Origin of the sequence: Psychroserpens luteolus (assembly GCF_021032705.1) — a bacterium.
Classification (GTDB): Bacteria; Bacteroidota; Bacteroidia; order Flavobacteriales; family Flavobacteriaceae; genus Psychroserpens; species Psychroserpens luteolus.
In genome coordinates this window covers 826,090-839,609 of record NZ_JAHVXI010000001.1, presented here as the reverse complement: position 1 = coordinate 839,609, position 13,520 = coordinate 826,090, and the positions used below count along the sequence as shown (strand labels likewise).

10 protein-coding genes are annotated in these 13,520 nt (G+C 34.0%); 6 read left to right on the top strand and 4 right to left on the bottom strand.

The window, feature by feature from the left end; genetic code table 11:
• Window positions 1-50: 50 nt before the first annotated feature.
• The gene (locus KWG70_RS03715; RefSeq protein WP_230934652.1) at window positions 51-461 is read right to left on the bottom strand and encodes a DUF4345 domain-containing protein; all 411 of its coding nucleotides are present in this window, start codon (window positions 459-461) and stop codon (window positions 51-53) included.
• Window positions 462-1,712, bottom strand: a complete 1,251-nt coding sequence (locus KWG70_RS03710; protein ID WP_262910596.1) for a M28 family peptidase — start codon at window positions 1,710-1,712, stop codon at window positions 462-464.
• Window positions 1,713-1,751: 39 nt separating this feature from the next.
• Here KWG70_RS03710 and KWG70_RS03705 point away from each other — a divergent pair, with 39 nt between their 5' ends.
• Complete coding sequence (locus KWG70_RS03705) at window positions 1,752-2,867, top strand: TolB family protein (RefSeq protein ID WP_230934651.1); 1,116 nt, start codon at window positions 1,752-1,754, stop codon at window positions 2,865-2,867.
• A 7-nt stretch (window positions 2,868-2,874) separates the two neighbouring features.
• Here KWG70_RS03705 and KWG70_RS03700 read toward each other — a convergent pair whose 3' ends face one another.
• A complete protein-coding gene (locus KWG70_RS03700; protein WP_230934650.1) occupies window positions 2,875-5,289 on the bottom strand; it encodes a TonB-dependent receptor domain-containing protein in 2,415 nt (804 codons plus the stop codon).
• Window positions 5,290-5,443: 154 nt separating this feature from the next.
• Between KWG70_RS03700 and lepA the strand changes: the two genes are divergently transcribed.
• The 4 genes from lepA to KWG70_RS03680 all read left to right on the top strand — a co-directional run bounded on the left by lepA (window position 5,444) and on the right by KWG70_RS03680 (window position 10,481).
• On the top strand, window positions 5,444-7,240 hold the full coding sequence (gene lepA, locus KWG70_RS03695) for a translation elongation factor 4 (RefSeq protein WP_230934649.1): 1,797 nt from the start codon (window positions 5,444-5,446) through the stop codon (window positions 7,238-7,240).
• Between the two features lie 96 nt (window positions 7,241-7,336).
• The gene (locus KWG70_RS03690) at window positions 7,337-8,842 is read left to right on the top strand and encodes a LytTR family transcriptional regulator (protein WP_230934648.1); all 1,506 of its coding nucleotides are present in this window, start codon (window positions 7,337-7,339) and stop codon (window positions 8,840-8,842) included.
• 102 nt (window positions 8,843-8,944) lie between these two features.
• Entirely contained in the window at window positions 8,945-9,712 is a 768-nt protein-coding gene (locus KWG70_RS03685) for a hypothetical protein (RefSeq protein ID WP_230934647.1), read from the top strand.
• A 22-nt stretch (window positions 9,713-9,734) separates the two neighbouring features.
• Window positions 9,735-10,481, top strand: coding sequence for a hypothetical protein (locus tag KWG70_RS03680; RefSeq protein ID WP_230934646.1), 747 nt, complete (start codon window positions 9,735-9,737; stop codon window positions 10,479-10,481).
• Window positions 10,482-10,592: 111 nt separating this feature from the next.
• On the opposite strand, the gene KWG70_RS03675 is transcribed toward KWG70_RS03680, so the two are convergent.
• The gene (locus KWG70_RS03675; RefSeq protein ID WP_230934645.1) at window positions 10,593-12,440 is read right to left on the bottom strand and encodes a cation:proton antiporter; all 1,848 of its coding nucleotides are present in this window, start codon (window positions 12,438-12,440) and stop codon (window positions 10,593-10,595) included.
• 216 nt (window positions 12,441-12,656) lie between these two features.
• Between KWG70_RS03675 and KWG70_RS03670 the strand changes: the two genes are divergently transcribed.
• The gene (locus KWG70_RS03670) at window positions 12,657-13,517 is read left to right on the top strand and encodes an MBL fold metallo-hydrolase (RefSeq protein ID WP_230934644.1); all 861 of its coding nucleotides are present in this window, start codon (window positions 12,657-12,659) and stop codon (window positions 13,515-13,517) included.
• Window positions 13,518-13,520: the final 3 nt, after the last annotated feature.

Genomic DNA, 13,520 nt, shown 5'->3' with positions numbered 1-13,520 from the left:
AAAGAACTGAAAAGGTTAATTTAATTAAGAGTAGATCCTATTTGAAGCGTTTATAAATTTGTTGAGCTACCATTTAGAGTTTTATATCTACTCAGCGTCCATAACCCGTAGATTCCAAGACACAATTCTGCGATTGTTCCGAAGATATAACCAAAGCTTGGTTGTCCATCTAAAATGATACTTAACAGCCTTCCTAAGCCCAAACCTAACATAAAAATAACATTTGAGATGAGTGCTGTTTTAAGATAGTTGGACTTTACTATTCCTATGAACCATAATATAGAAAAGCCTAAATACAATCCCATTACTGCCTTATAAAAATTGTGTTCATCTATCGTTTTAGGAAACAATTCGAATTGAGATTCAGGATAAAAAGCATATAGAAAAGCAACGGGAACAACAATAACCACCGAAATGATCAAGTGCACTTTATAGATAAAATCGTTTTTGGTTTTTAACACTTAAAACTTTTGAAATTCAATGTCTTTTTCAACCTCTTCATCACCTCTCTTCACAACCACTTTGGTTTTATCTCCTTCTTCAAAACTTGACAAAGCGCGCATATAGCTATTCATATCTGTTACTAAGCTATCACCAAGCTTGATGACAATATCGCCTTTTTGAAGTCCAGCTCTTTGAGCAGCTTTATCTTCACTAACACCATCTATTCTCATGCCTTTTCCATCATATAAATAATCTGGAATAACCCCTAGACCTACTTTAAATCTAGGCGTGTTGTCACTTTCGTTTTTTGTTTTTCTGAATGGTAGTTTTCCATTATCATCAAGGTCTGAAATGATGTTAAAAAGATAGTTTGAAATCATATCCATACCCTCATAATTCAATTTTTGGGTGTCGTCTCCTGGCTTATGGTAGTCTTCATGTTGTCCCGTAAAAAAGTGCATTACTGGTATGTCGCTATTATAAAAAGAGGTGTGATCACTTGGGCCAACACCAGATTCGTTTTCAATGATTTTAAATTTCGAATTATTAGCTTTTACAACCTGCTTTAAAACAGGTGATGTTCCAACACCATATACTGCTAAAGTCTTATCTTCTTTTAATCGACCAACCATATCCATATTAATCATATAATTTGCCTTAGATAAATCAATAGTTGCATTTTTTGTAAAGTAATTAGACCCTAATAAACCCATCTCTTCACCAGAAAAAGCCATAAATAAGTAATTATTTCCTGTGTTCTCTAATGCTAACTTTTTCGCTAGGTTTAACATGACAGCAACACCACTCGCATTATCATCTGCTCCATTGTGAATTTCCTGTGTTTCACCTCTATAAAGTGATCCTTCGGCTCCATATCCTAAATGGTCATAATGTGCTCCAATGATAATGGTATTCTCAGCTTTATTATCTAAAAAACCAATAACATTGGTTCCTGTGATTGTGCTGTCTCCATCTTTTACTGTATAGTTAACTTCTTGATGTGGATCTGTTTTGGGTTTGAATGAAAAGGTTTGAAAATAACCGTTGGTTCCTTTGGCTGTTAGTCCTAAGTTTTCAAAACGTTTGGCAATATATTCTGCTGCTGCTTTTTCTCCATCGGTTCCTGTTTGTCTACCTTCAAGCTCATCTGAAGCCAAAAAAACAACATCTTCTTCAATAGAAATAGATCTAATTTCCGTTTTGGAATCTTTTTTACAAGCAGTAAAAACCGTCAAAAAAAGAACAATAATTATGTGATTGATACGCATATATCTTAATTTTGCACAAATTTAGTTAATAATTGTCATATGAAATACGCATACATTTTAATATTAGGAGTTTTATTTTTTAATTGTAAAAACGATTCTAAAACGACTTCTGAAGCAGAAAAAGAAACGCAAACCGAAGTTTCTGGTACCTCAAAAGACTCGTTGATATATCCTGGGGAAAAACACTTCAAATCAATTAGACAAGTTACTTTTGGAGGTGATAATGCTGAAGCTTATTGGAGTTTTGACGACAAACAAATCGTATTTCAATCTAACAATAAAGCTTGGAATGTTGGTTGCGATCAAATGTTCTTAATGAATGTAAATGAGACATTCATGGATAGTGTGGCGCCTCCAATGATAAGCACAGGTAAAGGGCGTACAACTTGCTCTTACTTTTTACCAGACAACAAGCACATTATTTACGCTTCTACACATTTAGGTGACGACGCTTGTCCAGATACTCCATTGCGTAAAAATGGAAAATACATCTGGCCAATCTATGACAGTTATGATATTTTTGTTGCCGATTTAGAAGGTAATATAGTAAAGCAACTAACTAATGAAATAGGCTATGATGCAGAGCCAACAGTATCTCCAAAGGGTGATAAAATCGTATTTACTTCAACTAGAAGCGGTGATTTAGAATTGTACACGATGAACATTGATGGCACTGATGTAAAGCAAATTACTAATGAGTTGGGGTATGATGGTGGCGCTTTCTTTTCTCCAGACGGAACAAAATTAATTTTCCGTTCTTCGCGTCCAAAAACAGAAGAAGAAATTAAAGCTTATAAAGATTTGTTAGCTGAAGGTTTAGTTGAACCTACCGAAATGGAGTTATATATTTGTAATGCTGATGGTAGTGATCTTCGCCAATTAACCGATTTAGGCAATGCCAATTGGAGTCCGTTTTTTCATCCTTCAGGAGAGAAAATTTTATTCTCTTCTAATTTTGAAGCAGAGCGTGGGTTTCCATTCAACTTATACTTGATAGATATTGATGGAAGAAATCTTGAGCGTGTAACACATGGTGAAACTTTTGATGCCTTTCCTGTGTTTTCTAATGATGGTAAGTATTTAGCGTTTTCGTCTAATCGCAACAATGGTGGTGGACGAGACACCAATCTATTTATAGCAGAGTGGCAGGACTAATTATTCATTAATTTCCTTCTTTATTTAATCGATCACGTTCTTCGCGATCTATTTTTCTTTGATTGGTTTCTAACTTGGTGTTTCCAAATTTGTATCTAAACCCTAAAGTCACATAGCGATTATCGATATCAGATCGACTAAAATTAAATTGGTTTTGATATCTCACGCGCGATTTTTCATCTTGCATATTAAATAAATCTCCAGCGCTGAGTGTGATCGTCCCTTGCTTTTTAAATAGTGTTTTTGAGATAGCAATCTGACTAAATAATCGATCTTCAACAATCTGAAATGCTTGAAGGTTCTTGCCAATCCATATCACATCTAAAAACACATTAAGACTTCGGTCTTCTAGAAAAGATATCGTATTGGTAATGTTTGAATAATTAGACCACTGACTCTGATTAACAAGCCCATTACCAAAATTGGTTTCTTCTTCAATATTATAGAATGACGTAACGAAATAGGTATTCCAGTGTTCGGTGATATTAAAATCGATTGAAAAATCGAAACCATACTCAATTGTTTTATCGAAGTTAACCGAAGTATACTCAATAATATTGTTTGTATTGTCTTGTCTAGGGATTTCAGAAATAGCACCATCATAATTGTCATAATAGGCCTCAATAGTTACCAGATCAAATAAAGTCGCACCAATCACATAATGATCTAAAAATCTTGGTACGAGATTAGGGTTTCCAGTGACCACATAATTATCATTTAGGAAAAAGCGAAACGGATTTAAATCGGTATAACTTGGTCTAGTAATACTTCGCTTATAATTTACATAGGCGTTGTATCCATCAGAAATGTTATATTGAAAACTCAAATTAGGAAACAATTCTAAGTAGTTTTGCATATTAGATACATTAGTTAATGGTGATTGCCCATCAACATCAGTTTGTTCAGCTCTTAGTCCAACATTGAAATTATATTTTTCGGTAGTGGAAGAATAGTTAATATATCCAGCATAAATACGTTCATCATAATCAAAAGCATCCGAATTTTGCATATCAATAGTTTCTGCACCTGTGCTAATGTCAACATCAAACTGCGTGATATCACTCTCGGTTTTTATATTAGACATTTTAATTCCTGTTTCAAAAGTTGAATTCTCACTCAATGGTAAGCTGTAATCTAATTTTGCTGCAAAAATTTGTGTGTCCTGATTAGCACTTGTATTAAATGCTGATGCATTTTGAAAATCATTATTAATATCAAAAAAGTTACTTAAAACCCCTTGATTTCTTTCATAATTATATGAAGTAAAGTGGGAATTAAATGCTAATTGCCCTTTTGTGAAGTTGTGGTTAAAATCTAAATCAAAACCCAAATTATATTTATCATCTCTAGATAAGTTATTTGCTGTAAATCTCGATAAAAAAGCATTGTTGTTATCTCTAATTGTTGTGTTATTGGTAATTTCATATTTAAAATATGGTACAAACAACGTGTTAGTTGATAAGCTCAATGTATTATTGTCATCAATAAAATAGTCAAAATTAGCATTTAGACTGTGTGTTTCAGACCATGTGTTTCTGTTAGTAATAGATTGCCAACTCTCATCGACTATGTTTGTGTTATCTAAGTAATTCACAACATCATCACCATCTCTATTTATTTTACTTTTAGTATAATCATAGTTAATGTTAAAACTGAGGCTTTTGTTTTTAAAAAAATGACTAGTTCCTGCATTATATCTTGGGAAAACTCCTTGTGTATATTTCGTAGAGACATTTCCTCTATAGCCAGTAATGAGATTTTTACTCATAACGATATTTAAAACAACGCCGCTTTCTGCATCATATCGTGCTGAAGGGTTTGTAATCACCTCAACCGATTTTATAGCATTTGCAGATGACCCTTCTAGGAGCTGGTTCAAGTCTTCAGAGGACAAATGCACTTTTCTGTTATTGATATATACCGTCGGACTTGTATTTTTAATCGTTATCTCATCACCAAGGACTAAAACACCTGGCGTGCTTTTTAATACATCCAACATATTCCCTTCAATTAAAGCTGTGTTTTCGACATTAAAAATTAGGCGATCCGCCTCACGTGTTAGTGTTGGTTTTTTTACTGTGATATTTATTTGATCTAAACTCTCTACACTCTCAGCAAGCCTAATTGATCTTAAGTCTAAATTTCCGCTGAGAACAATCTTTTGTTGGTAATTATTAAAACCAATAAAACTTATTTTGATGATGTATGTATTAGGCTCTAGGTTAGTTAAACTAAAGTTGCCATTACTGTCTGTTGAAGACCCTTTTAAAATTTCGCTTTCTTCTTCGTTAAACAAAATAACGTTAGCAAATTCTATAGGTGCATTCCTGTCGTCTACAACTACTCCTGATATGGATAGATTTTGCCCATAGCTCAAAAAAGAGCATACGCAAAGTATTAGAATATTGAGTAGGGATTTCAAATTAGTCAGGGTTTTGCCTGCAAGATAACATTTGTTTTTTAATCCTTTTTACGGATTTTCCACACTTATTAAGGTTTTTGTAAACATTTATACCGTTTTATGCATAATAAATCAATTATATTTGCAAATCTTTATTGAGATGAATTAGGATGTTATGAAGCACATTAGAAATTTTTGCATTATTGCGCATATTGACCACGGAAAAAGCACGCTTGCTGATCGTTTACTCGATTATACAGGTACTGTGACTGCTCGAGAAAAACAGGACCAGCTTTTAGATAATATGGATTTAGAGCGAGAGCGTGGTATTACAATAAAATCACATGCCATTCAAATGGAATATACATTTGAAGATCAAGAGTATGTCCTTAATCTTATAGATACTCCAGGACATGTTGACTTTTCATATGAAGTATCTCGATCTATCGCAGCTTGTGAAGGTGCTTTGCTTATTGTTGATGCGGCTCAAAGTATACAAGCACAAACCATTTCTAATTTATACTTAGCTCTAGAAAATGATTTAGAAATCATACCTGTTTTAAATAAAGTGGATTTACCAAGTGCAAATCCAGAAGAAGTAACAGACGACATTGTAGACCTTTTAGGTTGCGAGCCAGAAGAGGTTATTCACGCTAGTGGAAAAACAGGTTTTGGTGTTGATAATATATTAAAAGCTATTATTGAGCGTATTCCTGCTCCAGAAGGCAACGTCGATGAACCGCTCCAAGCGTTGATTTTTGACTCGGTTTATAACCCATTTAGAGGTGTTGAAACCTACTTTAGAGTTATTAATGGTTCTATAAAGAAAAACCAACAAATTAAATTTATAGCGACTGGAAAAACATATGGTGCCGATGAAGTAGGAACATTAAAGTTAAAGCAATTTCCTAGACAAGAAATTAAAGCTGGAGATGTAGGTTATGTTATTACAGGAATTAAAGAGGCAAAAGAGGTTAAAGTTGGTGATACCATTACAGATGCGAAAAACCCAACAACTAATGCTATTGGTGGGTTTGAGGATGTAAAGCCAATGGTCTTTGCTGGGATTTACCCTGTTGATACCGAAGATTATGAAGAGCTTCGTGCGTCAATGGAAAAACTTCAACTCAATGATGCTTCACTAGTATTTACACCTGAAAGTTCTGCTGCTTTAGGCTTTGGTTTTCGTTGTGGTTTCTTAGGAATGCTTCATATGGAAATTATCCAAGAACGTTTAGAGCGTGAATTTGATATGACTGTTATTACAACGGTTCCTAATGTGTCTTACCATGCTTACACCAATAAACATCCCGATGAGATTGTTATAGTAAATAATCCTTCTGACCTACCAGAACCTTCAACCTTAAATCGTGTTGAAGAACCATACATTAAAGCTACCATTATTACAAAAGCAGATTTTGTAGGTAATGTTATGTCACTTTGTATTGAAAAACGAGGTATTATCACTAATCAAACATATTTAACCACAGAGCGTGTTGAATTAAATTTTGACATGCCTTTAGCAGAAATTGTATTTGATTTTTACGACCGTTTGAAAACCGTTTCTAAAGGTTATGCGTCTTTTGATTATTCACCAATTGGAATGCGAGCGTCTAAATTAGTTCGTGTAGACATTCTATTAAATGCACAAACTGTTGATGCATTATCGGCATTAATACACGCTGATAACGCTTACAATATTGGAAAGAAAATCACCGAAAAATTAAAAGAGCTTATCCCAAGACAACAGTTTGATATTCCTATTCAAGCCGCCATTGGAGCAAAAATCATTGCAAGAGAAACGATTAAAGCTTTGCGTAAGGATGTAACTGCTAAATGTTATGGTGGAGACATCTCACGTAAGCGTAAACTTCTAGAAAAACAGAAAAAAGGAAAAAAACGAATGCGTCAAGTAGGTAATGTTGAAATACCTCAGCAAGCATTTATGGCTGTTTTAAAACTCAACGATTAATCATTTAAATAAAATTTATAGCATCAACGGAAGTACTTTACTTCCGTTTTTGTATTTTTAGGTATGAGGAATTGGGGAAACTTCATACAATGTACTTTGCTATTTATTTCTTTTTTAGGTTTTGCTCAAACAGTATCAAAATCTGAAATAGATACACTACTATATAAATCTCAAGAATTTCATAAAACAAACCAAGATAGTGCACTTCATTACGCCGAAAAAGCTTATAAGAAAAGTGTTATACTTAATGATGTCAACTTAATTGCACGATCTATTGTTTACAAGAACACCTACCTTCTAGTACAAAAAAAATATGATGAGGCAGAACGCCTCTTCGAATATAACTTCAATCATTTAGATTCACTTTCCGAAGTACTAAAAGGGGATACCTATTATAATTATGGGTCTATAAAATACTTAAAGGAAAATTACGATCTAGCACTCGAAAATTACTTTAACTCAATAATTCACTACGAAAAAGGTGATATAAAAAAAGGGCTTCAAAAAGCGTATTTACAAATTGGTGTTATTTATAGTAAGCTTAATAGAAATGACCTAGCAGATTATTTTTACAATAAATCTCTTGCTTCAGGAGCGGGCAGCCATTCAAAAAATGAAGAGGATATATTACCCACGACTCATGACGAAAATGAAAAGTTAACCATGTCAAAAAAATTGCTTTCAGGAATTAGTGACAAAAGTAACTCTAGATTGGCAGCAATTATTTATTACAACATGGCACAAAGCTATATTGAACTAGAAGATTACAATAATAGTATCAAATATAATCTTGAGTCTGTAAAAATAAAGGAGCGTATAAATTATGTGGTCAACAAAGACAAAAGCTATGCGTACATCGGAGAAGCTTATTTCAATTTAAAAAACTATAATCAAGCAATCGTATATCTTAATAAAGCACTTAAGAATTCCCAGAAACGGCAATTCAAATTAAAAATTAACGACCTACTGTATAGAGCATATGAACACGCTGGTGATTATAAAAATGCACTACGCATTTCTACAGATATAAATAAAGTTAAGGATTCACTTAATTTATTGGAAGAACGAGAACGTATTGCTGAGATTACTTCGAAGTTTGAAACAGAAAAACAAGCCAAAGAAATACTACTGCTTAAACAAGAAAATCAAGCCAAAGAATTGCTTATCTCTACAAAAGAAAAGAATCTCTGGAAATGGACCTTATTTGCGCTATTAGCAACAATAGCAGCCATCTTTTTAGGGCAAAAATTAATTGGTTCTATGAAGCGTCTCAAAACCGTTGAGGAAGAAAAAGAACAAATAGCCAAAAAAGTAGAAGAAATTGCGGTTATTTTAAACAACAAGTCCAAAATATATCTAGACAAGTTAAAGTATATAAAATCTGATGGTAATTATCTGGAGTTCGTTACAGATGACAAAACTATAATAGACCGCAATAAATTGAAAGACATACTCAATACCTTACCTCCAAACTTTGTTCGTGTACATCGTTCATATGTCATCAACAAAAATTTTATTGACGCTTTAAATAGCAAGGCTTTATTTTTAAAACCCAATATAGAAATACCTCTTTCCAGAACTTATAAGGCCAATCTTGCATAATGCCTTAGGTTGAATATGTTGTTTTTTGTGTTAGTTATCACATTTTAGAGTATTGAAGCGCTCTATCTTATAACTTTAGTCTAAACCAACAATTCACATCTTATGAAAATCAAGCACTTATTATCAATAGTGTTGTTGTTATTCATATCAAGCACAACAACACAGCTAAATGCACAAAATTACTTTGAAAACGACCTTCAGTTTAATGAGTTCTCTATTCCCTCGGAAACAACCATCGATTTAAGAACTTATGAAGTCACTCTTGACGACGGTATAGAATATGATACTTCCCTAACGCCAAAAAGTATTACACAATATGAAGCGCAAGAAAATGCCGTGGCATTTGTGCTTAATATGATTGCATTTGGTGTAGGCTTTGGGTTTACCGATGCCGATACCTTATGGTGTATGCACGCAGAATATTATCTTAGGTTAGCGCTCTTTCAAAACGCCGCCTTTTATGGTGCTTTTGGGTTAGGTTATAGCAGTATAAATGGAGACTTCCTCAATACGAACTTACTAGACCTTTCATTAAAACTCCTCATGGTGTCAATACTCGCAAAACAATACCAGCAAGTACGTTTGCAGTATGGTGTTTTTGCAAAATATGCTTTTGGAAAGAACAAGTTTAATGATGGCTTTAAAAATGATCTCACTGTCTTAACTGCTGGAGTAATTCTAGGCTTACACATTCTATTAACTACACAATGGTCTCTAATGGTGCAAACCAACTTATTAACCTATGAAGAACAAACCATAAAGTCTGAAGGTAATGAAACGAAAAGTGACTCAACTATTGGGTTAATCAACAAAAATAACATCCTCGCATTATCATTGGTCTACACCTTTGGGCGTCGTAATCGTAAATAATCAATTTTAAAAACCACATATTATGAAAACAAACAATTTAAAACTAACCTTACTCCTACTGTGTTTAGGAGGATTTATGACAATTCAAGCCCAAGGGCTTTACAATTTAGCCACCTTAGATGATGAAGACGGTAATACTCCTCTTAAGTGGTCTGCAGGTGTTGATTTTGGATATGATGATGTCGTTGACTCACTTGATGAAGGTGTTGGCTGGGCAAATAGTACCATTGGTGGAAGTGCTGGTTTTGGCTGGAACGATAACGACGGTAATAGCGAAACATCATTTTGTGTTGGTGCAGAATATTTACACAGAATTACAAAAGACAAACGAAATCCAAATGGCGCAGGTTATCTTGGTGCTTATGTAAATTATCATAATTCAAGTGCTGATAATTTTGATGAAAGTCTATTAAGAGTAGGCGCCAAATACACGTATTTTGATCGTATAACAGCTTTTAATGAAGTACAACTCACTTATGGAGCTGGTGCCTATTATGACACGGGAAATTTAGATTTTTCAGGGTTTGATGAAGACGTTACTGGTTATGGTGCCAGTCTTTATTTTGGTGCAAATTTTAGATTGTGTGATAAGGCTTCTATTGGTGTTGAAGTACCTGTAATATCATTCGTAAGCAGAACATTCGAATCTAATGGTAATGAGGTCACACGAGACAATATCTCAGCAATGATCAATAAAAGCAACCCAGCGATGTTCACCTTTAGATATCATTTAGGTGATAGCCAAAACTTATGGGATAGACAAGATTAAACCGTTAGTAGTTCAACGTGTTAATTTTAAAATTTATGGTTAATTATAGATAATCATAATTTGTGGAGAACCCTTGCTTTAATCTGTTAAAGTGAGGGTTTACCATAAGCTCTAATCTTCATTAGCAACCTCTTCAATATCAAAAGGTTTTCCTAAATATACCAACAAGGAGTTTTCTCCAACCTCATCAGTTTCGGTATTATAAGAGGATATGATGTGAAACTCGTCTTGGTCATCTTTTAAGAACAACGGAATAATATCTTTATCCTTATTAGTGATTTCAATAAGGCTTTTATAATGTTCTTTATCACTCACCTTAATCTCTTGAATGGACGGGAATTTTCGAGTTAATTCTGTCAGGCGATTATAGTCATCGGTATGTGAAAACAACCCTTCTTTTGGATTGTCTTCTGGATTGTTCATTTCATCAACTGTCACCAATCTAAATGAGCCATTCTCACCAAACTGCTTACTAAATTTATTGATGGCGTATTTGTTAATGTCTGAATTTCCAGTCATTGCCATCAAGTATCCAATGTCATTTAACTCAATATTATCCGTCAACGTTTCAGAATAAATATTCGTACTCAACGCTTCTAACCCCAATTCTTTTGCTTTAGCAATGTTACTTTGGTTGCTATCAATGAGCACCACATGTCTGCCATTAGACTCTAGATAATGCCCTAGCAATCTCGACACTTTTGACGCGCCAACGATTAAAATTCCGTTAGATTTTTTAAGGAAGACACCCACTAATTTCGCAAATAAGCGCGCTGTAGTTGCATTTAATAAAACCGTACCCAGAACAATCATAAACACCAACGGTGTAATATATTCGGCACCTTCAACACCTTGCTTGATAAGTTTGCTTCCAAAAAGAGATGCAATACCTGCAGCAACAATACCACGTGGTCCTACCCAACTCACAAATAGCTTTTCATTCAAACTTAACTTAGAACCTGCTGTACTTATAAACACAGCCAAAGGCCTGACGACAAAAACAACTAACAAAAAAATTACGGCTGTTTTCCATGTGTAAAGCAGCATCATGTCTTCAATATTGATATTAGCTGCTAACAGAATAAACAAAATAGAAATAAGAAGTACGCTAAGTGATTCTTTAAAGTATAGCAGTTCTTTAAGGTTTTCAAGTTTTCCGTTACCTAATACCATTCCCATAACAACAACGGCTAAAAGACCCGATTCGTGAGCGAAAATTTCAGATTCAACAAACACCAATAAAACGGTTGACAACGATACAACATTCAATAAATAGTGCGGAATTAGTTTTTTGTTGATTGCAAAAGCCAATGCGTGAGCAAAAGTAAATCCAAACGTCGTTCCAAAGAGAATAATTTTACCAAACTCTAATAACGCTGTTTTTGTAAACCCGCTATCCCCTTCTACACTAATAAATTCAAAGACCAATACGGCAACCAAAGCTCCAATAGGATCAATCAAAATACCTTCCCATTTAAGAACTGCTGAAACGTCTTTTTTAAGCGGAATATTTCTCAAAATAGGCGTAATTACAGTAGGTCCTGTTACAATAATTAATCCCGAAAACAGAAAAGACAAGTCCCAACTTAAATTGAAAATAAAATGCGCAATTATTCCAGCGCCAAAAAAGGTAACAGCAGAGCCTAGCGTAATAAGTTTTGTAATCACAGGTCCAACATTTTTAACTTCAGAACGCTTGAGGGTTAAACCGCCTTCAAAAAGAATAATACTAATAGCAAGAGATACAAAATAGTACAAGCTTTCACCAGGAAAGAGTCCTTTTTCTCCATTCCAAACGGGTTCTATCCATTTCTCGCCATCTTCAGATAAGAATTCTGCTGCAATTGGACCAACTAAGAGTCCGATTAAAATCAACGGTAAAATTGCTGGAATTTTTAGTTTCCAGGCCACCCATTGTGCTAATATTCCTAAGATAATTATTCCTGCTAATTCTAACATATGTTGCTATTTTTGAAAGCTAAAGGTAAATCAATTTTAACAACTTAAAAAACAATAAAACGAGACTGAGGCGCTCAATGTTTCAGTAAGCAACGTTTAGCAAGTGCCAAAGAGGTTAAAGCGCTTTTAGGTTTTTGAAAACACCTTAAATCTGTGATTTCATAATAATCTGCTAAAACCTATCGTGTTGTTTATCTTATTTATTAATTTGCACTCATGAACTTATATCCCGTAAATGCTGGGAATTTTAAACTCGATGGAGGCGCTATGTTTGGTGTGGTTCCTAAATCGTTGTGGATACGAACCAACCCAGCAGATGCTAATAACATGATAGATATTGCGGCACGTTGTTTGCTTATTGAAGATGGCAACCGATTAATTTTAATCGATACAGGTATGGGAAACAAGCAAAGTGATAAATTTTATGGCTACTACTATCTTTGGGGAAACGACTCTATTGATAGTTCTCTAAAAGCTCATGGTTTTCATCGTGATGATATTACTGATGTGTTTATGACACATTTACATTTCGATCATTGTGGAGGGAGCATTCAATGGAATAAAGATAAAACAGGCTACGAGCCCGCTTTTAAAAACGCCTATTTTTGGAGTAATGAAAACCATTGGAAATGGGCAACTCAACCTAATCGTCGTGAAAAAGCGTCTTTTTTAAAAGAAAATATTTTACCTATGGAAGATAGTGGACATCTCAAGTTTACTGCACTTCCAGAAACTGATATCCTACATAATTCTACTTTAGGTTTTGACATCTTTTTTGCTAATGGGCATACAGAAAAACAAATGATACCTATGATTAATTACAAAGGAAAAACCATTTGTTTTATGGCAGATTTATTGCCAACAGCAGGACACTTACCTATTCCTTTTGTAATGGGTTATGATACAAGACCATTATTAACCTTAGATGAGAAAGAGCGATTTCTAAATCTAGCAGCAGATCAAAATTTCTATTTATTTTTAGAGCACGATGCGCATAATGAAATCATCACAGTACAACATACCGAAAAAGGTGTGCGTTTAAAAAACACATATAAAACAAATGATATTTTTAATTAATAA

What these genes read in the sequence shown, in the direction of transcription:
- KWG70_RS03710 (WP_262910596.1), bottom strand. Translation starts at nt 1,712, where the DNA reads ATGCGTATCAATCACATAATTATTGTTCTTTTTTTGACGGTTTTTACT.
- KWG70_RS03670 (WP_230934644.1), top strand. Translation starts at nt 12,657, where the DNA reads ATGAACTTATATCCCGTAAATGCTGGGAATTTTAAACTCGATGGAGGC.
- lepA (WP_230934649.1), top strand. Translation starts at nt 5,444, where the DNA reads ATGAAGCACATTAGAAATTTTTGCATTATTGCGCATATTGACCACGGA.
- KWG70_RS03705 (WP_230934651.1), top strand. Translation starts at nt 1,752, where the DNA reads ATGAAATACGCATACATTTTAATATTAGGAGTTTTATTTTTTAATTGT.
- KWG70_RS03680 (WP_230934646.1), top strand. Translation starts at nt 9,735, where the DNA reads ATGAAAACAAACAATTTAAAACTAACCTTACTCCTACTGTGTTTAGGA.
- KWG70_RS03675 (WP_230934645.1), bottom strand. Translation starts at nt 12,440, where the DNA reads ATGTTAGAATTAGCAGGAATAATTATCTTAGGAATATTAGCACAATGG.
- KWG70_RS03685 (WP_230934647.1), top strand. Translation starts at nt 8,945, where the DNA reads ATGAAAATCAAGCACTTATTATCAATAGTGTTGTTGTTATTCATATCA.